Genomic DNA, 24,881 nt, shown 5'->3' on the forward strand with positions numbered 1-24,881 from the left:
GTCAAGCTGCCGCCTCCGCGATGACGGTGACGGTCATGGTCTGGTTGTGCAGCTCGCAGCGGCCGGACGCGGCCGGCGGAGCGATCTCGCCATAGGAGTAGAACCCGATCCGGACGACGTCCTCGCCGAGCTCGGCGGCAACGGCATCCAGCTCGTCCTGCGTGCGCTGCCCCATCACCCTGCGGCGGCCGGTACAGCTCACCAGGATGGCAAGCTTGTCGCCGTCAACGCCCTCCGCAAGTGCACTGCGCGCCTGCCGGCCGGCCTCGCCAGCGCCGGCGGCAAGACTGTCGAAATTGGCGCGCATCAATTGCGCGGTGCATCCTTCCGGAATGTCGGCGGCGAATGTCAGGGTGCGGGCATTGCGATCCACCGCGAACACCGAGCGCACGATCTGCCGGTCCGGCTCGGCCTCATCGTGAATGCGCAAGGGGAATGCCAGACCCGAACCCGGCATCGCCTCGGCTTCTTCCTCCCCGAGATAGCGGGTGTAGAGGTCGAGCGGCGGCTCGCCGTCGAGTTCCACGACCACGGATCCTTCCGACTTCGTCACCTTGCGACGCGGGCCGAACACGTCCCAGCCGCCGGCACAGCCATGCGCGAAGCGGAACGAGGCGCCGTAGAATGCGATTGCGGCAACGCGGTTCGGCGACGGCTCGGCGTCGGCTCCGACGATCGTCTGTTCAAATCGGGTGCCGTCGCCGGCGAGCCCGCCGGTGACCGGCAAATCCGGCCCCAGAACCTCGGTGATTCCGGCAAGCAGTTCGCCCCCGTTCACCGCCAATCCGTCGGACAGGACAAACAGACCCGCCAGATCGGCCGCCAGCGCCTGGCGGGCAAGGCGCGCACCGCAGGCCCGCGACGCATCGCGGGTCTCGACGACCTCCTGCACCAACCGCACTTGCGTATGGGCGAAGCACAAGGCGACCGCGATGACTTCGTCATCGCAGATGTCGTCGCCGTGGATCTGGCCGCCGGTGCTGCAGCCGACGATATGGCTCTCGGGATAAAGACCGCGCAGCTCGCGATAACGTTGGCCGTCCGCCAGTTGCTCGCGGCTGCCGAAATAGAGCACGAGCTGGGACGGCTCGCGCAGGGCATCCGCTCCGCGCCAGCCATGGGCAGCATTCCAGTGACGATATTGAATGTGCATCCCACGCTCTCTGCAGTCCTTGAACCACAGATTGTGGAGGGGCGCATTGCGTCGCCGTTAATCACACGTCTACTTCGACACCGTTGGTTACCCCGGCATGAAAGCTAATGCCGACTCGCGCCGGATTCTCCGTAGGACTGCGGGAAAACTTCGGTTCCCTCCAAGCGATCGGCACGTCGGCGCAATCACCTGGTGAGGCCGCCCGTAATCTACCGGGTGCGCGCGCCTTCGCCGAGGCGCATCGGCTGCACGGCATTATCTTGCCGCTTTGGAACCCGGCCCGTCTCGGCGGCGACGCGGATGGCCTGGATATTCGCGGCATATTCGGCAACGCTCTTGCCGCGAAACACCGCGGAGCCCGCCACCAGCGTATCAGCGCCCGCTGCCGCCACGGCAGCGGCATTGTCGCGCGTGACACCGCCGTCAACCTCGAGCCGGATCGGCCGGTCGCCGATCATGGCTTTGATCCGTTCGATCTTCTCGAGCTGGGATTCGAGGAAGGACTGGCCGCCGAATCCCGGATTGACCGTCATCACCAGCACGAGATCGATGCGGTCGAGCACATAGGCGATCGCGCTCTCGGGAGTCGCGGGACACAGGCTGACACCGGCCTTCTTGCCGAGCGCACGGATCGCCTGCAGCGAGCGGTCGAGATGGGCGCCGGCTTCGGCATGAATCGTGATGACGTCAGCCCCGGCGTTCGCGAACGCTTCGAGATAAGGATCGACAGGCGCGATCATGAGATGCACGTCGAATATCTTCTTCGTCGTCGGGCGGATCGCCTTGATGACATCGGCACCGAAGCTGATGTTCGGCACGAAGTGTCCGTCCATGACGTCGCAATGGATCCAGTCGGCGCCGGCCGTGTCGATTGCGGCGATCGCCTCGCCGAGGCGCGCGAAATCCGCGGCCAGGATCGAGGGAGCGATGATGATCTCTCTGGTCATGGCTTTCCACTCCGCGCATCGGCGCCGCCGCTGAAGACACGGCTCGCCAGGACGTCCATGGGATCGATGGTTTCGAGATCGTCGACATCGAGCATACGGTCGAGGTCGGACACCAGGCGATCGGCCTGGCGCAAGCGGATGCGGTCGACGGCGTTGCGGATCGAACGCCCATTGGAGAAGAACGGCTGGGTCCGGCGCAGCGCGATGTATTTCTCGAACGCCTCGCGGGCCGCAGCCGAGAAGCGATAGCCCCGCTCCTTCAGCATCAGCTCGGCAATGACGAGCAGCTCGGCTTCGGCATAATCAGGGAATTCGATGTGATGGGCGATGCGCGAGCGGAAGCCGGGGTTGGACGCGAAAAAGCTCGTCATGCGCTCGCCATAGCCGGCGAGGATCACGACGAGGTCTTCGCGCTGGTTCTCCATCACCTGGAGCAGGATCTCGATGGCCTCCTGACCGTAGTCGCGTTCGTTGTCGGGGCGATGCAGATAATAGGCTTCGTCGATGAACAGCACGCCGCCCATCGCCTTCTTCAGGATCTCCTTGGTCTTCGGCGCAGTGTGGCCGATATATTGCCCGACGAGATCGTCGCGCGTCACCGAGATCACCTGCCCCCGCCGCACGAAGCCGAGCCCGTGCAGGATCTTGGCCATGCGCAGCGCGACGGTCGTCTTGCCGGTGCCGGGATTGCCGGTGAACGACATGTGCAGCGTCGGCGGAGCCGATGCCAGGCCCGCGCGCTGCCGGATGCGTTCGATCAGCAGCAGAGAGGCGATCTGGCGCACGCGGTTCTTCACCGGCTTCAATCCGATCAGCTCCTGCTCGAGCTGCTGCAGCGTGTCGGTGATCCCGGCCGCTTCGGCTTCCTTGCGGAGATCGAATTGGGTCTCGCCGGGCTCAGTCGTCGTTGCGTGGGGAACATCCAGCATCGTTACCTCGAAGAAAAGGAGCTTCGCCGCGGGGGAGCGGCGAAGCAGTGGTCCGCCAAGGATGCGGAGCAGGGAGAGCTCCGCGCGGAAGCGGATGGCTTACGTTGGCGCGTGCGCGGCCGGCCGGCGCACGGTGGTGTAACGGATCGCGCGGCCGCCGACTTCCTGCCGCACCAGCTCGAACTCCGCCTCATGCGGAGGCCTATTGACGAGGAAGGAGATCCGCACCGATTCCCAGCCATGGCTTGAATCGAAGCCGCTGATGCGGATGTACTTGTTGCCATACACCCTGCGGCACTCCGCGAGCTCCATCATCACGCCGGCGGCGTCCTGGAGGTCGAACATCGGCAGGCCCCACATCTCCCAATAGGTGTTGCGGGGATGAGGATCGTCGGTGAATTCGATATTCACCGCCCAGCCGTTGCCGAGGCAATATTGCACCTGCTTATAGATCTGATCGTCGGTGAGATCCGGCAGGAACGAAAAGCAACCCTGAGTGAGTTTCATGCTGCGTCTCCTCAAACGGTTTCGAGCGCGGTCGGCACGAAGTCCGGCGTGTCGGTGGATTGATAGTTGAACGTCACGTCCTTCCAGACCTCGAGCGCAGCCTTCAGCGGCGTGCAGGTCTCGGCCGCCCTGGCCAGGATCTCCGGACCTTCGTGGACGTAGTCGCGCCCCTCGTTACGGGCGAGGATCATCGCTTCCAGCGCCACGCGGTTGGCGATCGCACCGGCCGCAATGCCCATGGGATGGCCGATGGTGCCGCCGCCGAACTGCAACACGACGTCTTCGCCGAGCAGGTCGAGCAGCTGATGCATCTGGCCGGCATGGATGCCGCCGGAGGCGACCGGCATCATCTTGTTCAGGCTCGCCCAGTTCTGGTCGAAGAACAGGCCATGCTCGAGCTTGGTCGGGTTGAAGTCCTCGCGGCAGACGTCGTAATAGCCGCGCGTGGTGTTGGGGTCGCCTTCCAGCTTGCCGACCACCGTGCCGGCATGGATGTGATCGACACCCGCGAGCCGCATCCATTTGGCGATGACGCGGAACGACACGCCATGGCTCTTCTGCCGCGTATAGGTCGAGTGACCGGCGCGGTGCAGATGCAGGATCATGTCGTTGCGCCGCGCCCATTTGGCCATCGACTGGATCGCGGTGTAGCCGATCACGAGGTCGATCATGACGATGCACGACCCGAGCTCCTTGGCGAACTCGGCGCGCTCGTACATGTCCTCCATCGTGCCGGCGGTGATGTTCAGGTAGGTGCCCTTCACTTCGCCGGAGGCCGCCTGCGCGCGGTTCACGGCCTCCATGCAGTAGAGGAAACGGTCGCGCCAGTGCATGAAGGGCTGCGAGTTGATGTTCTCGTCGTCCTTGGTGAAGTCGAGGCCGCCCTTCAGCGCCTCGTAGACCACGCGGCCGTAGTTGCGGCCTGAAAGCCCGAGCTTCGGCTTCACGGTCGCGCCCAGCAGCGGCCGGCCGAACTTGTCGAGCCGCTCGCGCTCGACCACGATGCCGGTCGCCGGTCCCTGGAAGGTCTTCACGTAGGCGACAGGGAAACGCATGTCTTCCAGCCGCAGCGCCTTGAGCGGCTTGAAGCCGAACACGTTGCCGATGATCGAGGCCGAGAGGTTCGCGATCGAACCCGGCTCGAACAGGTCGAGGTCATAGGCGATGTAGGCAAAATACGAGCCCGGCGTGCCCGGCACCGGATCGACGCGGTAGCATTTTGCGCGATATTTCTCCGCCGCGGTCAGGCGATCGGTCCACACCACGGTCCAGGTCGCGGTCGAAGATTCACCGGCGACGGCCGCGGACGCTTCGATCGGGTCAACGCCTTCCTGGGGCGTGACGCGAAACAGCGCGATGACGTCGGTGTCCTTTGGCGTGTAGTCGGGCTCCCAATAGCCCATGCGCTTGTATTCCATGACGCCCGAGCGATAGCGCTCTTTGCCGCGGACCGTGCCGGTATGTGCGTTCATGTCTCTCTCCTGCTGTTTTCTCTGTTGTTTCCGATTGACTAGGCCGCAACGGGCTCGCGGGCATCGACGCGCGGATCGAGCTCGCCGGCGCGATAGCGCCGCGCCATCTCGCTCAAGGGAATGACCTTGATCTTGCTGGCATGGCCCGCGGTCCCGAACTGCTCGAAACGGTCGCGACAGAGCTCGCGCATCGCGTCCATCGCCGGTTTGAGGAATTTGCGCGGGTCGAACTCGGAACGCGTTTGCGCGGCGACCTTGCGGAACACGGCCGTCATCGCGAGGCGGCAGTCGGTGTCGATATTGACCTTGCGCACGCCGCTCTTGATGCCGCGGACGATCTCCTCGACCGGCACGCCCCAGGTCTGCGGCATCTCGCCGCCGAACTGGTTGAACATGTCCTGCAGCGGCTGCGGCACCGACGAGGAGCCGTGCATCACCAGATGCGTGTTAGGCAAGCGGCGATGGATCTCCTCGACCACGCGCATCGCCAGGATGTCGCCATCCGGCTTGCGGCTGAACTTGTAGGCGCCGTGCGAGGTGCCCATCGCGATGGCGAGCGCATCGACCTTGGTGGCACGAACGAAGTCGACCGCCTGGTCGGGATCGGTCAGGAGCTGGTCGTGGCTGACCGTACCCTCGACGCCGTGGCCATCCTCCTGCTCGCCACCGCCGTGCTCGAGCGAGCCGAGCACGCCGAGCTCGCCTTCGACGGAGGCGCCGACCCAGTGGGCGAGATCGACGACGCGGCGGGTGATCGCGACGTTGTAATCGTAATCGGCCGCCGTCTTGGCGTCGGCCTTGAGCGAGCCGTCCATCATGACGGAGGTGAAGCCATGGGCGATGGCGGACGCGCAGGTCGCTTCGTCATTGCCGTGGTCCTGGTGCATGCAAAGCGGGATGTCCGGATAGGTCCGCTCCAGCGCGTCGATCATGTGCGAGAGCATGAGATCGCCGGCGTAGCTGCGCGCGCCGCGCGAGGCCTGGATGATCACGGGCGCGTCGACCTCGGCCGCCGCCTGCATGATCGCGATGCCCTGCTCCATATTGTTGATGTTGAACGCCGGCACCGCATAGCCATGGCTGGCCGCGTGGTCGAGCAGTTGGCGAAGTGTGATACGGGCCACGAGAAGTCCTCCTTATTGTCGCTTGCGAGCGACCGCCCGGCGGGCGGCTTCCGCAATGCTTTGCGGTGTGATGCCGAATTCGCGGTACAGCACCGGCGCCGGCGCCGAGGCGCCGAAGCCGCGCATGCCGACGAATTCGCCCTCAGCGCCGAGCCAGCGCGCCCAATCGCCCTGCACGGCAGCCTCGATTCCGACACGCGGCGCGGTACCGAGCACGGTGGCGCGGTAGTCGTTCGGCTGCTCCTCAAACAGGGCGAAGCAAGGCGCGGACACCACGGCCGCACGAATGTGCTCGGTCGCAAGCAGGCGGGCGGCTTCCAGTGCAATCGACACTTCCGAACCGGTTGCGATCAGCGTCACGTCGCGTCCGCCGTCCGGCGAGACGACGAGATAGGCGCCGTGTGCGACGCGGTTTCTGCCGCGCGCATCGCTACGGAAGGTCGGCAACGCCTGCCGCGACAGGCACAGCACGGAGGGGCGGTCTTCGGAATTGAGTGCGCAATCCCAGGCTTCCAGCGTCTCCACCGCGTCGGCGGGACGGAACACCAGCAGGTTCGGGATCACCCGCAGCGCGGCAAGATGCTCGACAGGCTGGTGCGTCGGGCCGTCCTCGCCGAGGCCGATGGAATCGTGGGTCATCACATGGATGACGCGCAGCCGCATCAGGGCCGCAAGGCGGATCGCGGGCCGGCTATAATCGGAGAACGCGAGGAACGTGCCACCGTACGGGATGAAGCCGCCATGCAGAGCGAGGCCGTTCATCGCGGCGGCCATGCCGTGCTCGCGAATGCCGTAGTGGATGTAGTCGCCGGCGAACGTCCCGCGCTTGACGGGGACTTGCAGCTTGGCGTGCGTGAGGTTCGAATGCGTCAGGTCAGCGGAGCCGCCGACCAGGCCGGCAATCGTCCCGGCGATGCCGTCGAGCACCTGTTGCGAGGCCTGCCGCGTCGCGAGCTTCGGACGCTCGGACGCAAAGCGTTCGCGCAACTTCGCCGCGGCCAGCGCGTAGGCGGCCGGCAGGGCAACCGCCTTGCCTTCGACGAACATGTCGCGCTGCTCGGCCGTCGCGCATTCATAGCGATCGAGCCAGGCGAGCCGATCGACCTGGCCGCGTTGCCCGATCATCCGCCACGCTTTCTGGACCGTGACAGGCACCACGAAGGGCTGATAATCCCAACCCAGCGTCCGGCGCGCGGCCGCGGTCTGCTCGGTCCCGAGCGGCGCTCCATGGGCTTTCTCCGTGCCCTGCCGATCAGGCGCGCCGTAGCCGATGACGGTGCGGCAGGCGATCAGCGACGGTTTGGCGGTCTCCCGCTCCTCTGCGATCGCCTGCGCAATCGCTTCGGGATCGTGGCCGTCGATGCTGCGCACCGACCAGCCGGAGGCGGCGAAACGCGCGAGCTGGTCGTCGGACGTCGCCAGCGAGGTGGGCCCGTCGATCGAGATCCCGTTGTCGTCGAACAGCACGATCAGGCGGCCAAGCCCGAGATGCCCGGCGAGCGAGAGCGCTTCCTGGCTGAGGCCCTCCATCAGGCAGCCGTCACCCGCGATCACATAGGTGAAATGATCGACGAGGCCGTCGCCATGTCGCGCGTTGGCCATCCGCTCGGCGAGCGCCATGCCGACCGCGGTTGCGATCCCCTGCCCCAGTGGCCCCGTCGTCATCTCGACGCCCGGCGTGTGACCATATTCCGGATGGCCCGGCGTCTTCGAGCCCCATTGCCGGAATGCCTTGATGTCGTCGAGGCTGACGTCGCCGCCGGTCAGATGCAGCAACGCATAGAGCAGCATCGAGCCATGGCCCGCCGACAGCACGAAGCGGTCGCGGTCCGGCCAGTTGGGATGCGCCGAGTCGAATTTCAGGAAGCGCGAGAACAGCACGGTTGCGACATCGGCCATGCCCATGGGCAGGCCGGGATGACCCGACTGCGAGGTCTCGATGGCGTCGACCGCGAGGAAGCGGACGGCATTGGCGAGATCGTTGTGCGTGACCGCCGTGAGGTCGGCTTCGGCATGAACCGAGATGTTCATTGGATTCTCTCCTCGTCACTTCAAGCTGCGCTTGCGCTCGATCAGCTGCATGATCAGCGGCGTCAGGATCAGCTGCATCGCGAGATCGAGCTTTGCGCCGGGGCACACGATCGAGTTCGCGCGGGACATCCAGCTCTGCGGCAACATCGAGAGCAGATAGGGGAAGTCGATGCCGCGCGGGTTCTTGAAGCGAATCACCACCATCGACTCGTCCGGCGTCGGGATCCAGCGCGCGATGAACGGATTGGAGGTGTCCACCGTCGGCACGCGCTGGAAGTTGATGTCGGTCTCGGTGAATTGCGGGCAGATGTAGTGGATGTAGTCGGGCATCCGCCGCAGGATGGTGTCGGTGACGGCCTCGGTCGAATAACCCCGCGCACTGCGGTCGCGGTGCAGCTTCTGGATCCATTCGAGATTGATGACCGGCACGACGCCGATCTTGAGGTCGGCATAGCGCGCGACATTGACCTTGTCGGTGACGACGGCGCCATGCAGGCCCTCGTAGAACAACAGGTCCGAATTCTCCGGCAGCCGCTTCCAGTCGGTGAAGGTGCCGGGCGCCGCGCCATGCAGCGCGGACTCCTCGGCGTCATGCACGTAATGCCGCGTCGTCGCGGTGCCGGTCTCGCCATAGTCGCGAAACGCACGCTCCAGCTCCTCGAACAAGTTGGTCTCGGGGCTGAAATGGCTGAAATGCTTGTTGCCGCGATCGGCCTCCTTCGCCATCTGCGCGCGCATCTCGGCGCGGTCGTAGCGATGGAAGGCGTCACCCTCGATGTAGGCCGCGTTGACCTTCTCGCGGAAAAATATCTGCTCGAACGTCTTCTTGACCGAGGTGGTGCCGGCGCCGGAGGAGCCGGTGATGGAGATGATGGGATGCTTCCTGGACATCGGACGCCCTCCTTACAGCCGGAAGAATCCGCGCCGCGCGAACAGCGGCGCTGAGACACTGGCAACCAGCAGCGGATCGCAATGCAGTTCCTCGACGCGGCGCACCTCGTTGCTCGAGCCCATGATCAGCGGCACGCGCTGGTGCAGGCTCTGCGCCGAGAGATCGAGGATGCGCTCGCGCCCCGTCGTGGCGGAGCCGCCGGCCTGCTCGATGATCATGGCCATCGGATGCGCTTCGTAAGTCAGACGCAGGCGGCCGACGCCATAGCCGGCACGCGCGTCCGAGGGATAGAGGAAGATGCCGCCACGGGTGAGGATGCGATAGGCTTCGGCGACCAGCGAGCCGACCCAGCGCATGTTGAAATCGTGGTTGGCTGGCCCGTCGACGCCGGCGAGGCACTCGTCGACGAAGGCACGCACCGGCGAATCCCAGTGCCGGCGATTCGACGCGTTGATCGCGAACTCCTCGCAGGCCTCGGCAATCTGCGCGCCGCTGCGCGCGAGGCGGAAGCAACCCGCCTTGCGATCGAGCGTGAAGATGTCGACGCCTTCGCCGAGCGTCAGCACCAGCGAGGTCTGCGGCCCGTAGGTGACGAAGCCCGCCGCGAGCTGCGCCGAGCCGCGCTGATGGAAGGCAAGCGAGAGATCATCGGGGGCGGGCAGGATCGAGAAGATCGTGCCGACCGTCATGTTGATGTCGATGTTGGAGGAGCCGTCGAGCGGATCGATCGCGATGCAGATCTTCGCCTCACGATCGCCGATCTGGGCCTCGCGCATTTCTTCCGAGGCGAGCGCGGCGACCGGCAGCTTGCTGAGGCAGCGGCGCAGGATCGCGTCCGCCTGCACGTCGAGATCGCGCTGGACGTCGCCGTCGCTGTTGCGGCCGGTGGTCAGGCCGGAGGCGTCCGCGAGATCTCCGGTGGCGATCAGGTCAGCGATCTCAATGGCCGCTGCCGCGATGGCATCGACCGCGGCCGCCACGGCGAGCGCATGAGGTGCGGTCTCCGAATACCGTTGAAGGTGGTCGTCCAGCCTCAATTGCCCGGTCATCTGCGCATCCCCTTTGCCGGCGCCGTATCCAGTTCCCTCCCCTCTGGAGGTCGGTACGGTCGGTCCCGGCATCAGGAGATTGACAGGGGCGGCTTAATAAGGAAAATTTCTATTCATAATGAGTGTCAAAGAATTTTCTTATAATGGCCCCAGCCATGCGGCGGCCCAGCTCCGGCATCTGACGATCCGGCAGCTGCGCTCGCTTGCGGCGCTCTCGGCCAAAGGCAGCGTGACGGCGGCGTCCGGGCATCTCGGGCTGACCCAGCCGGCCGTGACCCAGCAACTCCGGCAGCTTCAGGATCTCGCCGGCCTGCCGCTGGTGCAGCGGACCGGCGACGGCATGCTGCTGACGGAGGCGGGCAAGGAGGTCTTGACGCTGGCCGAGCGGGTCGAGGCCGCCATCATGGACTGCCAGGGCGCGCTCGACCTGCTCGCCGGGCGGACCGGCGGCACCGTGCATCTCGGCGCGGTCTCGACCGCGAAATATTTCGTGCCGCATGCGATCGCGGCGTTCTCCAAGCGGTACCCCAAGATCGAGATCAAGCTCACCATCGGCAACCGCGAGGAGATCCGCGAGGCCATGCACGGCTACGACCTCGATTTCGCGGTGATGGGTCGGCCACCGGCCGACGTCACGGTCGACGTCCGCCAGCTCGGGCGCAATCCGCACATCATCGTCGCGCGCAAGGGGCACTGGCTGGAGAACGATTCCGGCCTCAACCTGACCGACCTCGTCCACGAGACCTTCCTCACCCGCGAGCCCGGCTCGGGCACGCGGACGCTGATGGAGGGCATGTTCCAGAAGTCCGATCTCGAGCCGATCATCGGCATGGAGATGAGCAGCAACGAGACCATCAAGCAGGCCGTGATCGCCGGGCTCGGCATCGCCTTCATCTCGGCCCACACCGTGGCGCATGAGCTCACCGAGGGCCGACTCATCGTGCTCGACGTCGCGGGCCTGCCGATCGTGCGGCAATGGTACGTGATCCGCCGCAGCGACAAGGTGCTGCTGCCGCCGGCGCAGGCGATGTTCGATTTTCTGGGCTCGGAAGGGTCGAACTATCTGCCCGACGTGCCCGAGTTCGGCGGACGATGATCCGCCCGCGCTCAGCTCATCAGCTTCATGGCAACCGTCGCCGCCAGAATCACGATGATCTGGAGCAGACGCTCCGTCGTGAAGATGCGGTTGAACGTGATCATCGCTTGCCCCGGCCGACGTGAGGGAGATTTCGGTCGGCCCGTTGCTAGCACAGGCGGGCAGCCAGACAACTCCGTAATTGCCACAGGTGCCGCTTGCCGCCGGCCTGTTGCGAGGAGACCGCACGTCATCCCCTCCCCGGCTGACGGTCGATCCACCACGCAACATCGCGCGCGGCGCCCTCCTGGAATCCGACGACCGGCACGCCTGCAGTCACGCCGCGGAGGCGGCGGACGTCGGCGGCAATGATCGGCTCGGCGTCGATGCCCGTTGCATCGACGGCGCCGAACCTGGCCAGATGGCGTGCTTCGAGGAGACCTGCGACATGCTCGATCACGCTGCGCAGGCTGCGCGTCTCGCCACTGGCGAGATTGACGACGCCGGAGAGCTCGCTGTCGAGCACGGCGGCGATCATCTGCGCGAGGTCATCGACATAGACGAAATCGCGAAGCTGCCCGCCATGCGAGCAATCGAAATGCAGTCCCGCGCGAAGGCTCCGGATCAGCGAGGGGATCAGGCGCGCCTCGGGCTCGTGCGGCCCGAACGGGACAAACACGCGGCCCCAGGCGGCGCCTGCCGCGATATAGGCTTCGGCCGTCGCGAGCTTGGCTTGTCCGTACAGTGTCGTGGGACGGCATTGACTCACCTGCTCCTCGCACGGGCCGCTCTGCGGTCCGTATTCGAGGCAGCTTCCGATGCCGAGGATGCGCTGGGTGCCGCGGGCTCGCGCACGTGACAACAGGTCAATGCTCGCCTCGGCCCACAACCGGTTGACGGGATCCTCGCGATAGCGGCCCGGCCGCACCTCCCATGCGAGATGAACGAGATGCGTCGGCCGCGATGCCGACAGCGCATGTGCGCGGCCGGCTTCGGTGAGGAGATCGGCCGCATGCCATGTCACACCGGCCACCGCCGATTGAGTCGCGCGCGCGACGCCGTGCACCTCGAAGCCGCGACCAGTCAGCACAGGCAACAGCGCACGACCGACGAATCCGGACGCGCCCGTGACCAACACCCGCCTCATGCGAGACACGGCAGCGCGCGGTCGCGCGCGGACAGAATAGGGTCGGCAAGCGGCCAGTCGATCGCGAGCGATGGATCGTCCCAGCGAATGCCGGCCGCGCCTTGCGCGTCATAGGGCACATCGATGCAATACATCAGCTCGGTGCCCTCAGTGAGCGTCTGGAAGCCGTGCGCGCATCCGGCGGGGATGAATACGGCATTGCCACGGCCGGCGGCGAGCTCGACCGAGCACCATTGTCCGTAGGTCGGCAGCGACCGGCGCAGATCGACGATCACGTCGAACGCGCGGCCGGCAACGCACCGCACCAGCTTGGCCTCCGGTCGGCCCATCTGATAGTGCAGGCCACGCAGCGTGCCGGCGCGCTCGTTATGCGAGAGGCTGTGCTGCGCGAAATGCGTCGGCAGGCCCTGCGCCGCGAAGGCCTCAGCATCGAACAGCCGGGCGAAGAATCCGCGCGCGTCGGTCTCCGGTTCGATGCCGATTTCAACCACGCCTGGCAGCGCCAATGCAGTGAACTTCATCCCGGGCCCCCGCACCGCGACGCCGCCGTTGCGAACGTCGGTTCACCGAAACGCCTTTTGGGTTGCATCATGCGCAACGTTGTCGGAGTTTCCGTGGCTTGGGAGAATTCACTAACAGCCGCGGCACGACGGCACAACGGGACGATCCGTTCATGGACAGGCACCGATGCCGCTTTTGCACGCGGGAGCTCGACGAGACCTTCGTCGACCTCGGCCTGTCGCCTTTGGCGAATTCTTATCTGCCGCCCGAGCGGGCCGATCCCGCCGAGCCGACCTATCCGCTACATGCCCGTGTGTGCCGCGCCTGCGGACTGGTCCAGCTTCCACAATTCGAGCCGGCGGCCAACATCTTCGAGCAGTATCTCTATTATTCGTCCTATTCCGAGAGCTGGCTGCTTCATGCGGAGAGCTATGCCGCCGAGATGATCGTCCGTGCGAAGCTCGGCGCAGCGTCCGAGGTGATCGAGATCGCCAGCAACGACGGATATCTGCTGCAATATTTCCTGCGCGCCGGCATCCGTGCGCTCGGAATCGAGCCGGCCAGCGGTCCGGCGGCCGCTGCGATCGCCAAGGGGATTCCGACCCGGATCTGCTATTTCGGCCGCGACGTCGCGACCGCGCTGCGCACGGAAGGCCACAGGCCCGAGCTGATCGTTGCCAACAACGTGTTGCCGCACGTCCCCGACATCAACGATTTCGTTGCGGGCCTGCGCATTCTCCTGCCCGAGACCGGGCGCGCCACGCTGGAGCTTCCGCATCTGTTGCACCTGATCGGAGCCATCCAGTTCGACACGATCTATCACGAGCATCTGTCGTACTTCTCGCTCGCGACCCTGGAGAGGGTCTTTCGCGCACACGCCTTGCGCGTCTTCGACGTGGACGAATTGCCGACGCATGGCGGCTCGCTCCGTCTGCATGTCTGCAGCGAGAACGCGCCTCGGAGCGCCTCGCTTGCACTCGAGAGCTTGCGCCGGCGCGAGACCCTGGCAGGGCTCGACCGGCCGGCGAGCTATCGTGATTTCCAGGCGAAGGTGGCGGCCAAGCGCGAGACGATCCGCGACTTTCTCGTCGCGGCGCGGCGCGCGGGCAAGTCGGTGCTGGCCTATGGCGCGCCTGCGAAGGGCAACACGCTGCTCAATTATTGCGACGTCACGCGTGAGCTGATTCCGTTCACCGTGGACCGCAATCCGCATAAGCAGGGCCTGCTGCTTCCGGGATCGCATCTGCCGATCCGTTATCCCGCCGCCCTGATCGCGGCCAGGCCCGATTACGTCTTCATCCTGCCCTGGAATCTGAAGGACGAGATCATCGCCCAGCTGGCGGAGGTTCGCGCCTGGGGCGGACAATTCGTGGTGCCCGCACCCGATCTGACGATCATATCGTGAGCGATGGTTAACAATCAGGCTGCGAGCGGAGCGGCGTAGTCCGCGCGCAACGCGAAATAGGCTTCCAGCTCCGACAACGCCCGCGCTTCCCAATCGCTCGCCTGCTCCAGCAGCGACCAGCTCTGGCCCGGGCGGAACGCAGCGGTCTGGCGATAAAGCGATGCGATGCCGCGATAGCGGCGCACATTCTCCAAGATGGCTTGACCGTTCATGTCCGAAAACTCCCTCGTCATTCCCGGGGGAGAAACTGCGGCCAAATCTTTTTCGAAAAGTTAGCGGCGCGCGGCAAGCTTGCGGATGGTTGCCGGACTGTTGCGCGGACGCAACGTGCACGGCCGGGCAAGGGCGAATTATTGCGGATTCGTTGCCGCGCTCTCGCCCGGGGACTTCAACCCGCCCTGGCGGACGATCCTCATGGTCTCGCGGCAGAGATCGGCGAGGCCAATCAGCAGCACCGCGAGCAGGCAGAACAGGTTGATGGAATCGGTATTTGCGTTGCTCAGCGCGTTGAACTCGAAGAAGGGCGGAATGAACGCCCACCACACCAGGGGAATGGTGAACAGCGCGGCAAACCCCGCCGCCGGCGTGCCCGCAACGATGCCGAGTATGAACAGGCCGGGCAGGAACGCTGCAAAATAGAGCTTTGCGCCGAGCGCAACGCAAATGCCCTGAAACGCAGCCGACATGGCGACAACGACGCATCCGAGCAGAAACGCCTGCCACGACCATGGCCGTACCCGCGGTACGCCAAACAGCCCCGCACGCCTCATCAGCCTCCCCCTGCCGCCCATTAACCGGGCCCGCTTGAGACCAAAGTACTACAGCAGCACCGGAATCGCGAGATGCAAATTGCATCACCCGGCTGCCTCCCGCGGCCTGGTAAACGGCCGCATCGCACAATTGCTGTGGCCGGCGGCTATTCGGTCGCCGCATAGAGCAAGCCGATGACGGGCAGAGCGAGGCCGATGGCCGATGCGAGCGTCCAGCCACCTTGCGCGAAAGCCCAGGCGCCGACCGCGGAGCCGGCCGCGCCGGCGGTGAAGAACGTCGCCATGTAGAGGCCGTTGAGGCGGCTGCGGTGCTCGTGCCCGAGCCCGAAGATGGCGCGGAAGCCCAGCACGACATTGCCCTGGACGCCGACGTCGATGGCAATTGCCGCCGCGACCAGACAGACCAGGTTCAGCATCGAGCCGGGCGCGCCGAGATAGGTCACGAGGAAGCCCCCGGCCGCGAGCAGCATCGCGACCAGCGTCGCGATGCGGCTATGGCCGCGATCGGCGAGCCGTCCGGCGATGGGCGCCGCGAACACGCCGGCCACGCCGGCCAGCGCAAACAGCGCGATGCCGCGCTGGGTGAAGCCGAACGCGTCGGCGAGCTGGAGCGGTGCCACCGTCCAGAACAGGGTGAAGCAGCCGAACAGGCTGGCCTGGTAGAGCGCCCGGCGCCGCAGCAGCGGCGTCGCCCGCACCAGATGCGGCATCGACAGCAACAGTTCGCCATAGTGCATCCGCGTCACCGGCTTGCGGTTCGGCAGCGTCATCCAGAGCACGGCCGTCAGCACGATCATCAGCGCGGCGGAGGCGAAGAACACCGCGTGCCACGACAGCGCCGAGGTGACGAAGCTCGACACCGGACGCGCCAGCATGATGCCGAGCATCAGGCCGGTCGAGACGTTGCCGACGACACGGCCGCGGATGGCTTCCGGCGCCAGATGCGCGGCATAGGGAATGATGATCTGAACCGCGACCGAACCGAGGCCGATGAACAGCGCGGCGATCAGGAACGGCAACGCATGGGTGGCGAACGCGGCGGCGAGCAGCGCCGCCGCGCCGAGCGTGATGACGGAGCAGATCAGGATACGGTTCTCGACGAGATCGCCGAGCGGCACGATCAGCAGCAGCCCGGTGCCGTAGCCGATCTGCGTCATGGTGACGATCAGCCCGCCAGCTGCGTGCGACAGGCCGAGCGCGGCGCTGATCGGGGCGATCAGCGGCTGCGCATAGTAGATGTTGGCCGCGATCATGCCGCAGGCCGCGGCAAGCACGAAGGTCAGGCGCTGCGACACCGCATCCGGTTCGGGTGCGGTCTCGATCGTGGCATTCATCGTCATGACGCATAGTCTCCGAGAAATCGGGAACGATCATTTCCTAATATGACACAAATTCAGGCGAGCAGTTTCATCGCGACGCCGACGAGGCGGGCTCCGTCGAGCGGCAGACGCGCCTTGCCGACGACACGCAGGCCCTGCGTGATGCAGATCATCAGCCGCGCGGTGTCGTCGGCCGCGACATGACCGGGAATCGAGCCGTCGACCTGCCCCTCGCGAATGAGGCCGGCGATGAAATCTTCGTTGGTCTCGAGCTGCGCGGCGACGCGGGCGGCGACGACGGAATCGACCGCCGACAATTCGACCGCACTGCCGACCACGAGGCAGCCGCGCCGTCCCTCGGCGCCCTGGGACTGCGCGACATAGGACAGCAGCACATGGCGCAGTCGCTCACGGCCGTTTTTGCCGTGCGCGGCGGCGCTGCGGGTCTGCTCCTGGCGCAGCGCCGTATAGCGCTCGAAGGCAGCCAGGAACACCGCATGCTTGTCGCGAAACGCCTTGTAGATGCTCCCCGTCGCCAGCCGCATCGCCGCGGTAAGGTCGCCGATGGAGGTCGCATGATAGCCGCGCTCACGAAACACCCGCACGGCGCGGTCCAGCGCCGTATCCATGTCGAATTCCCGGGGACGACCGGGCGGACGGGCGGCAGACGGCGATCGGCGGGCGGCTTTTTGCATTGCGGGATAATAGGGAATGATTGTTTCCTAATAAAGACAATTGGTTGTGATGGGGGAGATCGGGTGGTCGGATAAGCAGGCCCCGGGCCTCGTGTCCCGGACAAGCAGCAACGCGAAGCGTTGCGGCGCAGAGCCGGGACCCAGAAGGCGACAGGGCGCGATGCGGATGGATGGGCCCCGGCTCTGCAGCGCACCGCCCCGGACGATGCTTCGCATCGCCCGAGCGCTGCGCTGCGTCCGGGGCACGCGAGCGGAGTGCGGCGATCGCCCTCTCCACCGTCATCGCGACGAGCTCTAGCGACGAAGCAATGACGGTGTATGAGGCGATGGCTCGTTCTCCAAGTGCGCAGTGCCGTAGGGTGGGCAAAGGCGCATAGCGCCGTGCCCACGATCTCTCTCCATAAGCAACAAGACGTGGGCACGCTGCGCTTTGCCCACCCTACGATATCGAGTTTGTGGCACGCAGCTCAGCTCACAGACACGCCTTCGCGTCCTCGCGGCGGATTTCGCCCGAGCTTTGCTTCAACTCTCCACCCTCCAATCCAAGAGGGCGCAGGGAAGGCCGGGTGCCGGTTCGCACCCGCGGTCCGCTGCGCGAAATGCACACGCAGGAAGAACCGCACAGCAGCATACAGGTGGTGCCGATCACTCGGCCTTCCCTGCGCGATGGTCGGACGGCTTATGCCGTGATCTCCCGGGAGCCGAACTTTCCTTCTGGCCTCCCTCGCTCCCGCGAATTGGATGATGCAGTCTGCCCGGTTGGGCTCGCTCGCACCTTCGCAGGACTTGACCGTAGCAACGACGGCCAGGACCACACGGTTTTGCCGTACGCGTTCAGCGTCGCTCGTCCGCACGCGGTTTCGGGCTCACAGGGACTACCCGCCCTGCCCGCTACCATCTCGTGCCGACGCTGCCGCGTCCACCGCAACCCGGCTCGCGAAACGTGACGACGCGCGATCGCCCCTCAAGGTCAAGCCGGGATGGACGAAACATACGCCGAAACCGAATTTCGGTAAAGTGGAATATTTTTGGCGAGGCGCATTGACAGAGGGCGACACAGCCCTCTACCGCTCCGTCATCCTGCACGGTCGTCAGGATGGAGATCACCCCTTCCGCAACACCGGCATCCCATGCGCCGTCGTCGTCACGCCCTTCCGTTCCACGATCATCCCATAAGCCTGCGGCTGGCGGTGAAGGTCGAAATTGAAGGTGGTGCGCTTGTAGGAGTTGCAGAGGTCGAGATCGCAGCGCGCCAGCGCGATCTCGTCGCCCTTGGTCGTGCATCGCGCGATGATCTCGCCCGAGGGCGCGATGATGCAGCTGCCGCCGATGTGATCCACGCCCTCCTCGACGCCGGCCTTGGCGACGCCGACCACGAAAGTGCCGTTCTGGTAGGCGCCGGCCTGCATCACCAGATGGTTGTGGAACAGCGAGAGATCGTCATGCTCGGGCGCGGGCGGATTGTGCACCGGCGTGTTGTAGCCGATCAGCACCATCTCGACGCCCTGCAGGCCCATCACCCGGTAGGTCTCGCTCCAGCGACGGTCGTTGCAGATCGCCATGCCCATCACGCCGCCGAAGGCCTCGGTCACGCCAAAACCGCTGCCCGGCTCGAAGTAGCGCTTTTCCAGATGCTGAAATTTCCGCCACGGCTCGGGCTCGGCATGGCCGGGCAGATGGACTTTGCGATACTTCGAGACGATCGCGCCGCTCTTGTCGACCAGAATGGACGTGTTGTAGCGCCTGACGACATCGGCCTCGACCGTCAGTTCGGCATAGCCGAGATAGAAGCCGATACCGATCTCGCGGGCGAGATCGAACAGGGCACGCGTCTCCGGCCCCGGCATCTCGCGCTCGAAAAAACTGTCGATCTCGGCCTGATCCTCAAAATACCAGCGCGGAAAAAACGTCGTCAGCGCAAGCTCGGGATAGACGATCAGATCGCAGCCGCAGGCTTTCGCCTCGCGCATCAAGGCCATCAGCCGGGCGACAACTTCCGTCCTGCTCGCGGTCCTTGCGATCGGGCCAAGCTGGCCGGCTGCGATAGTTACGAATCTCGCCACGCCTCATTCCCTCGTCTTCCGGAGTGCATCGGGCCTGAGCCTATCTAGCAGCGCACCGCGCGCACAGGCCGGCTCGACCCATCGTCGCGATGAGGCACAATCAAATTCCATGCCTACGGGTATCATTGTGCAGCGGCCGGCGCCCGCGCATCAAAACGTTGCGAATCTGCAACGGTTCCCCGCGATCTGAAGCCGGACAAAACAAACTCCCATTCCGGCCACGAACCGCTCTCACAAGGCCGTGAGACTAGCAGGGGAACGACGATGCGTGCACAACGCGTTTGGAAAGTGAATGGAGATGCCAGCATCGGGCAGCTCCAGTCGAGACTGGACGATCTGAACAAGCGTCTCGGTCAACTCGAAAACCAGCATCCGGAGAGCTGGAAACTCGAGGAACTGAGAGCGAGCGCGCTCAGCCTGTCCCGCGAGATCGACGACATCCGCTGCGCCGAGGCGACGGCGGCATTGAGCGAGTTGCTGCGGAAGTAGTCACCCCTGGCGATTCGGCGTTGGCGCCAGCGAAACCCGTCGCTCCCTCTCAGTCGCGCGAGGAACCAACCTCTCTCGCCGTCATTTCCATGAGAGCATGGAGCACGATCATGACCAGGCACCTGACGCGAACCCATCTCGCGCGCGGCGTGGCCGGCGCGGTATCCACGCTGGTCCTGTGCGCGACGGCGGCCTTCGCCCTCGCGCGCCATTTCGCGCTGTAAGGGATTTCGCATGACGTCCGATCCCGAGGAGCAGGTGAGGCTGCAAGGTTTTGGCGAGATGACGCTACGCACGGCGATCGCGACGCTGACGGCGCTCGCGCCGCGGGAGCAATCGGAGGCTGCGATCTTCCGGGTGCGTGACGGCGTGCGTCTCGCGCAAAGCGAGATCGCCGAACTCGCGTCGAGCTGGGACATACCTGCGACGCCTGAAGTCAGGTCCCCAAGACTCGTCCCCGAACAGCACTGGCCCGACATCGTTCGCGGCATGGTGCGCGAAGCGCCGCTGCCGGCGCTGCTGGTGGCGTTTCTGGTGGGGGTGGTGGTGGCAAGGCGGTGAGGAACCCCACCGCCCGCCCGGGGACCCCGACCTATTCGTGACGATCCATCGCGGAGGTCGCCTTGGTGTCGCGCATCGTCAGATAGACCAGCAGCGAAACCGCGATGCAGCCGGTCAGATACCAGTAGAACCAGCTTTCGTGGCCGATCGACTTGAACCATAACGCGATCGATTCGGCGGTACCGCCGAAGATCGAGACGGTCAGCGCATAGGGCACCCCGACGCCCGTTGCGCGTACGCTGGTCGGAAACAGTTCCGCCTTCACCACCGCATTGATCGCGGTATAGCCCGACACGATCATCCAGGCGGCGGCGATCAGCAGGAAGGCGGAAAATGCATCGTGCGTGGCCTGCAGCGTCGTCAGCAAGGGAATGGTGAACAACGTGCCGGATACGCCGAAGCCGATCAGCAGCCATTTGCGCCCGATGCGGTCGGAGATCGCACCGTAGACCGGTTGCAGCACCATCGCGAAGACGAGGCTTCCCGCTGTCACCATGGTGGTCTGGTCGTCGGTCAGCTTCACCGACAGGCGGAGGAATTTCTGCATATAGGTGGTGTAGGTGTAGAACGCCGCCGTGCCGCCCATGGTCAGCCCCACCACGAGCATTAGCTCACGCGGGTAGTTCAGCAGCGCGCGGATCGAGCTGGATTTCTTCACCGCGGCCTGGCTGCTCTTGAAGGCGTCGGTTTCGTGCAGATTGCTCCGCATCAAGGCCGCGACGACCGCGAGCACGGCACCGAACGCAAACGGCACGCGCCAGCCCCAGGCCCGGATCTCCTCAGTCGAGAGAAACACCTTCTGCAGGAGAAGCAGCACGAGGATGGCGCAGAGCTGCCCGCCGATCAGGGTCACGTACTGGAAGCTGGAGTAGAAGCCGCGATTCTTCTCGTCGGCGACCTCACTGAGATAGGTGGCGCTGGTGCCGTATTCGCCGCCGAGGCTCAGCCCCTGCAGGACCCGCGCGAGGCCGAGGATGACGGGAGCGGCCAGACCGATCGAAGCATAAGTCGGTGTCACCGCAATGATCAGCGACCCGAAGCACATCATCACGACGGACAGCGTCAGCGCGTTGCGCCGGCCATAGCGATCGGCCAGATGGCCGAACATCCAGCCGCCGAGCGGGCGCACCAGGAAGCCCGCAGCAAACAGCAGCGCCGCATTGAGCTGCTGCACCACCTCGTCGCCATCAGGGAAGAACGCCTTGGCGAAATACAGGGAGAACGCCGCATAGGCGTAGAAATCGTACCACTCGACGAGATTGCCGACCGAGCCGACGAAGATCGCGCGCAACCGGCGCTTCATGTCGGTGATATCGGCACGCTGCTCCGTGACGGGCGCTCCGACAGTCTGAATTGTGGCTTCCTGTGAACTCACGACGTCCTCCGCAGATTTATTGGAAAACCGGATGGTTTCGGCGCTGCTTCAGCAACGGCCGTGCCAATCGGGAGCGGCACGCGAAAACGGCGGGAATTGCCGTAAATTGAGCAGTTTTTGAGGAGGACGACCACGCGAGGGCGGGAGCGTCGGCAAGAATCCGCCGATGCGAATGTCGACATCGGCGGATTTCCGCCGATCAATCGCCGGCTCAGGGCTCCTTGCGGCCGGGCCGCGCCAGCGCGTATTTCGCCATCTTCTCGTTCAGCGTCCGGCGCGGCACGCCGAGCTCCTCGGTGACGGCGGCAATCGACCAGTCATGCTCGCGCAAGGCGGCCTCGATCAGCGCACGCTCGTAGGCCGCAACGCGGTCGGCGAGCGACCGCTGCGGCGCTCCCGGTTCGCCGCGTCGAAGGATCTCGGCGACGCTGCGACCGGTCGCGACCAGTCCCAGCGCATAGCGTTCGGCGACGTTCTTCAGCTCGCGCACATTGCCAGGCCAGTCATGGGCGAGCAGCGCATCGAGATCGTCCGCCCGCAGCGGCGACATCGTGCGGCCCGCGCCCTGGGCGGCAGCGGCGGCAAAATGCTCGAACAGCAGCAGGACGTCATTGCCGCGCTCGCGCAGCGCCGGCAGGTGGACCTCCGCCGCCGCAAGACGGAAGTAAAGGTCGGAGCGGAAGCGCCCCTGGCGGCTGTCGGCCGCGAGATCACCCTTGGCTGCCGCGATGACGCGAACGTCGACCGGCAGCAGCTTGTTGGACCCGACCCGCTCGATCGCGCGCTCCTGCAGCGCCCGCAGGATCTTGGCCTGGAACGGAAGCGGCATGCTTTCGATCTCGTCGAGCAACAGCGTGCCGCCGCTCGCGTGCTCGAACTTTCCGATGCGGGCGCCACGTGCGCCGGTGAAGGCGCCGGCCTCATGGCCGAACAATTCGCTTTCGAACAATTCGGCCGGGATCGCGGCGCAGTTCACGGCAACGAAAGGCGCCTTCGCGCGCGGACCGAAATCGTGCAGGGCCCGCGCCACCACCTCCTTGCCGGTTCCGGTCTCGCCGGTGACGATAACGTCGCGATCGTGACCGGCGAGCTCGAGCACGCTGGCGCGCACCGCGACCATCGGCTTCGACAGGCCGATCAGGCGGGCATCGATCTCGCCGGGCGCGGCGAGGCGATCCGAGAGCTGGCGAAGCTGCAATTTCAACTGTCGCCGCTCGATCGCGCGGGTCATGACTGCCGAGAGCAGCTCGGGATCATGAGGCTTCTGCAGGAAATCGTAGGCGCCCTCGCGCATCGCAGCGACCGCCAGAGGCACGTCGCCATGCGCGGTCAGGAGCACGACGGGAATATCAGGATCGGCGCGGCGAATGTCGCGCATCAACTCGAGCCCGGATCGCTGCGGCATGCGAAAATCGGTCAGCACGGCGTCGGGCGGAGTTTCCTTCACGAGGCGCATGGCCTCGTCCGCGCCCGCGGCAACCCGGACCGTGAACCCGCCCAGCTCCAGCCACTGCCGCACCGAATTGCGGACGATCTCCTCGTCGTCGACGACGAGCAAGGACCCGCTCATGCCTGCAGTTCCGATTGCTGGAAAACCGGCGCGACATCCACGACCGGAATGACGACCTTGAAAGTCGAGCCTTTGCCCGGCGCGCTCTCCACCAAGATATCTCCTCCGAACTCCCTGACGATTCCGTACGAGATCGAAAGCCCGAGGCCAAGCCCCTCGCCGATCTCCTTGGTGGTGAAGAACGGGTCGAACAGCGATTTGAGGTGCTCGGGTACGATGCCGGCGCCGGTGTCGCCGACCTCGATCACAGCGCTGTCGTCGCGGCGGCCGAGCCGGACCTGGAGCACCCGCCGCTCGCAATCGCGCATCGCATCGATCGCATTCGACAGCAGATTGACGACGACCTGCTCGAGCCGGATCGGATTGGCAAGGCTATGGAGCGGCTCGGCAGGCGCCTCGCGCACCACCTCGATATGCTCGTGGTCGATGCGGTATTGCAGCAGGCGGACCGCATTGTCGATGACAGGCGCGAGCTCTACGGCGCTGCGCGTCCCGGTCTCCTTGCGCGCGAACATGCGCAGGTGATCGATCAGTGCCATCATGCGCTCGGCGATCGAAGACATCAGGTCGAGGTTGGCGGCCGCGCGATCGACCTCGTTGCGGCGGAGCAGGACGCGACTGCTCGCGACATAGGTGATCAGCGCCGCGAGCGGCTGGTTGATCTCGTGCGCGACGCCGGCAAGCGCCTGGCCGAGGCTCGCGAGCTTGGCGCTCTGCACCAGGCTTTCCATGGTCCGGCGCAGCTCTTCCGTGCGCTCGGCCACGCGCCGCTCGAGAACGTCATGCGCCTCGAGCTTCGCCCTGATGGCCTGCCGCCGCTGCCAGGCAACCAGCACGACCAGCAGCGCGGCGACGAGAGCCAGGACGCTCGCGATCGCGACGGTCGCCGCACTGCGCTTGGCATCCGCGACGTCCGAGAACAGGAGCAGCTTCCAGCCCTGGTCGTGCGGATGGACCTGAAGGGCGTATTCCCCGAGCTCGGCATTACCGCGACCGCGCGCGCGACCGATCTGGATGCGCTGCCGATCGCGCTCGGGCACGAAGATTGGAGCGGCGTCGATCGCCTGACCGAATTGCTGTGCGGCGTTCAGCTCTGCGAGCCGCTCCGCCGGCACCGGGAGCAGCGGACGATATTTCCAGTCCTCGCGGCTGGCGAGGAAGATCACGCCGTTCTCGTCCTCCATCGCCACGAGGTCGCCCGCCCGCGCCCAGTCGGACTCGAGCGAACCGAGATCGATCTTGACCACGGCGACACCGAGGGTTTTGCCGCCCTCCACGATCCGATGCGACAGGAAATAGCCGGGCTGTCCCGTGGTGGCGCCGACGGCGTAGTAATGGCCCTCGCCGGCGCGCATGGCGTCCACGAAATAGGCGCGGAACGCGTAATTGTGCCCGACGAAACTCGAATCCTGGTCGAAATTGCTCGCCGCCAGAGCGAGACCGGTGCTGTCGAGGACATACAGCTCGGCCGATCGAGCTCCCTGGTTGAGCGATTTGAGGTAGCGATTCGCGGCGGCGGTCGCCGATGCGTCATGGGGATCGCGGTAGAGCTCGCGGATGGGATCGGCGAGCGACAGAACCGCCGGCAAATAGCGATAGCGCGCGACGGTCGCGTCGAAGGTGCTTGCAATCAGCGCAAGCCGGTCATTGCCCTCCCGCTGCATGCGCGCAAACCCTGCATCCAGCGCGAGAACGTAGGCCAGCCAGCCCACCGCCGCGATCGCCGCAAGCGCGAGAGCGCCCGTCAGCGTGTGCCGCAGCAGAGCTGGACGAGGAGTTTGCATCTGGGCTCCGGACCGGGACGATA

Annotated in this window: 23 protein-coding genes; 4 read left to right on the top strand and 19 right to left on the bottom strand. The window is 65.5% G+C overall.

What is annotated here, in order from left to right:
- Position 1: 1 nt before the first annotated feature.
- From CIT37_RS30120 to CIT37_RS30160, 9 genes are all read right to left on the bottom strand, one after another.
- On the bottom strand, positions 2-1,153 hold the full coding sequence (locus CIT37_RS30120; RefSeq protein WP_095426962.1) for an FIST signal transduction protein: 1,152 nt from the start codon (positions 1,151-1,153) through the stop codon (positions 2-4).
- Between the two features lie 209 nt (positions 1,154-1,362).
- On the bottom strand, positions 1,363-2,100 hold the full coding sequence (gene rpe / locus CIT37_RS30125) for a ribulose-phosphate 3-epimerase (protein WP_095426961.1): 738 nt from the start codon (positions 2,098-2,100) through the stop codon (positions 1,363-1,365).
- Complete coding sequence (gene cbbX / locus CIT37_RS30130) at positions 2,097-3,029, bottom strand: CbbX protein (RefSeq protein WP_028144063.1); 933 nt, start codon at positions 3,027-3,029, stop codon at positions 2,097-2,099. Before cbbX ends, rpe begins: the two co-directional genes overlap by 4 nt.
- A 99-nt stretch (positions 3,030-3,128) precedes the next feature.
- Entirely contained in the window at positions 3,129-3,536 is a 408-nt protein-coding gene (locus CIT37_RS30135; protein ID WP_028144064.1) for a ribulose bisphosphate carboxylase small subunit, read from the bottom strand.
- 11 nt (positions 3,537-3,547) lie between these two features.
- Positions 3,548-5,008 (bottom strand): form I ribulose bisphosphate carboxylase large subunit, encoded by a 1,461-nt coding sequence (locus CIT37_RS30140; protein WP_028144065.1) that lies wholly within the window; start codon positions 5,006-5,008, stop codon positions 3,548-3,550.
- Between the two features lie 38 nt (positions 5,009-5,046).
- Positions 5,047-6,132, bottom strand: coding sequence for a class II fructose-bisphosphate aldolase (gene fba, locus CIT37_RS30145; RefSeq protein ID WP_028144066.1), 1,086 nt, complete (start codon positions 6,130-6,132; stop codon positions 5,047-5,049).
- A 12-nt stretch (positions 6,133-6,144) separates the two neighbouring features.
- Positions 6,145-8,163 (bottom strand): transketolase, encoded by a 2,019-nt coding sequence (tkt, locus tag CIT37_RS30150; RefSeq protein WP_028144067.1) that lies wholly within the window; start codon positions 8,161-8,163, stop codon positions 6,145-6,147.
- A gap of 15 nt (positions 8,164-8,178) precedes the next feature.
- Positions 8,179-9,054 (bottom strand): phosphoribulokinase, encoded by an 876-nt coding sequence (locus CIT37_RS30155; protein WP_018321765.1) that lies wholly within the window; start codon positions 9,052-9,054, stop codon positions 8,179-8,181.
- A gap of 12 nt (positions 9,055-9,066) precedes the next feature.
- Positions 9,067-10,104: a class 1 fructose-bisphosphatase gene (locus tag CIT37_RS30160; RefSeq protein ID WP_095426960.1), complete on the bottom strand. Its 1,038-nt coding sequence runs from the start codon at positions 10,102-10,104 to the stop codon at positions 9,067-9,069.
- Between the two features lie 118 nt (positions 10,105-10,222).
- On the opposite strand from CIT37_RS30160, the gene CIT37_RS30165 reads away from it, so the two are divergent.
- Positions 10,223-11,200 (top strand): LysR family transcriptional regulator, encoded by a 978-nt coding sequence (locus CIT37_RS30165; RefSeq protein WP_028144069.1) that lies wholly within the window; start codon positions 10,223-10,225, stop codon positions 11,198-11,200.
- 229 nt (positions 11,201-11,429) lie between these two features.
- Here the strand turns inward: CIT37_RS30165 and CIT37_RS30170 are convergent, their stop codons facing one another.
- Complete coding sequence (locus CIT37_RS30170; protein ID WP_095426959.1) at positions 11,430-12,326, bottom strand: NAD-dependent epimerase/dehydratase family protein; 897 nt, start codon at positions 12,324-12,326, stop codon at positions 11,430-11,432.
- On the bottom strand, positions 12,323-12,847 hold the full coding sequence (gene rfbC / locus CIT37_RS30175; RefSeq protein ID WP_028144071.1) for a dTDP-4-dehydrorhamnose 3,5-epimerase: 525 nt from the start codon (positions 12,845-12,847) through the stop codon (positions 12,323-12,325). Before rfbC ends, CIT37_RS30170 begins: the two co-directional genes overlap by 4 nt.
- A 152-nt stretch (positions 12,848-12,999) precedes the next feature.
- Here rfbC and CIT37_RS30180 point away from each other — a divergent pair, with 152 nt between their 5' ends.
- Positions 13,000-14,232, top strand: coding sequence for a class I SAM-dependent methyltransferase (locus CIT37_RS30180; protein ID WP_095426958.1), 1,233 nt, complete (start codon positions 13,000-13,002; stop codon positions 14,230-14,232).
- A gap of 14 nt (positions 14,233-14,246) precedes the next feature.
- Here the strand turns inward: CIT37_RS30180 and CIT37_RS30185 are convergent, their stop codons facing one another.
- The 5 genes from CIT37_RS30185 to CIT37_RS30205 all read right to left on the bottom strand — a co-directional run bounded on the left by CIT37_RS30185 (position 14,247) and on the right by CIT37_RS30205 (position 19,079).
- The gene (locus CIT37_RS30185; RefSeq protein ID WP_028144073.1) at positions 14,247-14,444 is read right to left on the bottom strand and encodes a hypothetical protein; all 198 of its coding nucleotides are present in this window, start codon (positions 14,442-14,444) and stop codon (positions 14,247-14,249) included.
- 138 nt (positions 14,445-14,582) lie between these two features.
- Positions 14,583-15,002 carry a DUF4118 domain-containing protein gene (locus CIT37_RS30190; RefSeq protein WP_095426957.1) on the bottom strand — a complete coding sequence of 140 codons (420 nt, stop codon included), beginning with the start codon at positions 15,000-15,002 and terminating at the stop codon, positions 14,583-14,585.
- Positions 15,003-15,148: 146 nt separating this feature from the next.
- Positions 15,149-16,342: an MFS transporter gene (locus tag CIT37_RS30195; RefSeq protein ID WP_095426956.1), complete on the bottom strand. Its 1,194-nt coding sequence runs from the start codon at positions 16,340-16,342 to the stop codon at positions 15,149-15,151.
- A 53-nt stretch (positions 16,343-16,395) separates the two neighbouring features.
- Positions 16,396-16,950, bottom strand: coding sequence for a TetR/AcrR family transcriptional regulator (locus CIT37_RS30200; protein WP_244611294.1), 555 nt, complete (start codon positions 16,948-16,950; stop codon positions 16,396-16,398).
- Positions 16,951-18,119: 1,169 nt separating this feature from the next.
- On the bottom strand, positions 18,120-19,079 hold the full coding sequence (locus CIT37_RS30205) for an N-carbamoyl-D-amino-acid hydrolase (RefSeq protein ID WP_095426953.1): 960 nt from the start codon (positions 19,077-19,079) through the stop codon (positions 18,120-18,122).
- A gap of 264 nt (positions 19,080-19,343) precedes the next feature.
- Between CIT37_RS30205 and CIT37_RS30210 the strand changes: the two genes are divergently transcribed.
- The gene (locus CIT37_RS30210; protein ID WP_028141616.1) at positions 19,344-19,568 is read left to right on the top strand and encodes a hypothetical protein; all 225 of its coding nucleotides are present in this window, start codon (positions 19,344-19,346) and stop codon (positions 19,566-19,568) included.
- Between the two features lie 234 nt (positions 19,569-19,802).
- Positions 19,803-20,129, top strand: coding sequence for a hypothetical protein (locus tag CIT37_RS30215; protein WP_028141617.1), 327 nt, complete (start codon positions 19,803-19,805; stop codon positions 20,127-20,129).
- Between the two features lie 31 nt (positions 20,130-20,160).
- On the opposite strand, the gene CIT37_RS30220 is transcribed toward CIT37_RS30215, so the two are convergent.
- From CIT37_RS30220 to CIT37_RS30230, 3 genes are all read right to left on the bottom strand, one after another.
- Positions 20,161-21,432 (bottom strand): MFS transporter, encoded by a 1,272-nt coding sequence (locus tag CIT37_RS30220; protein ID WP_028141618.1) that lies wholly within the window; start codon positions 21,430-21,432, stop codon positions 20,161-20,163.
- A 283-nt stretch (positions 21,433-21,715) separates the two neighbouring features.
- Positions 21,716-23,074 carry a sigma-54-dependent transcriptional regulator gene (locus tag CIT37_RS30225; RefSeq protein ID WP_028141619.1) on the bottom strand — a complete coding sequence of 453 codons (1,359 nt, stop codon included), beginning with the start codon at positions 23,072-23,074 and terminating at the stop codon, positions 21,716-21,718.
- Positions 23,071-24,858 carry a sensor histidine kinase gene (locus tag CIT37_RS30230; protein WP_049801734.1) on the bottom strand — a complete coding sequence of 596 codons (1,788 nt, stop codon included), beginning with the start codon at positions 24,856-24,858 and terminating at the stop codon, positions 23,071-23,073. The genes CIT37_RS30225 and CIT37_RS30230 overlap by 4 nt, the downstream gene beginning before the upstream one ends.
- Between the last annotated feature and the right edge of the window lie 23 nt (positions 24,859-24,881).

Origin of the sequence: Bradyrhizobium ottawaense (assembly GCF_002278135.3) — a bacterium.
Lineage (GTDB): Bacteria > Pseudomonadota > Alphaproteobacteria > Rhizobiales > Xanthobacteraceae > Bradyrhizobium > Bradyrhizobium ottawaense.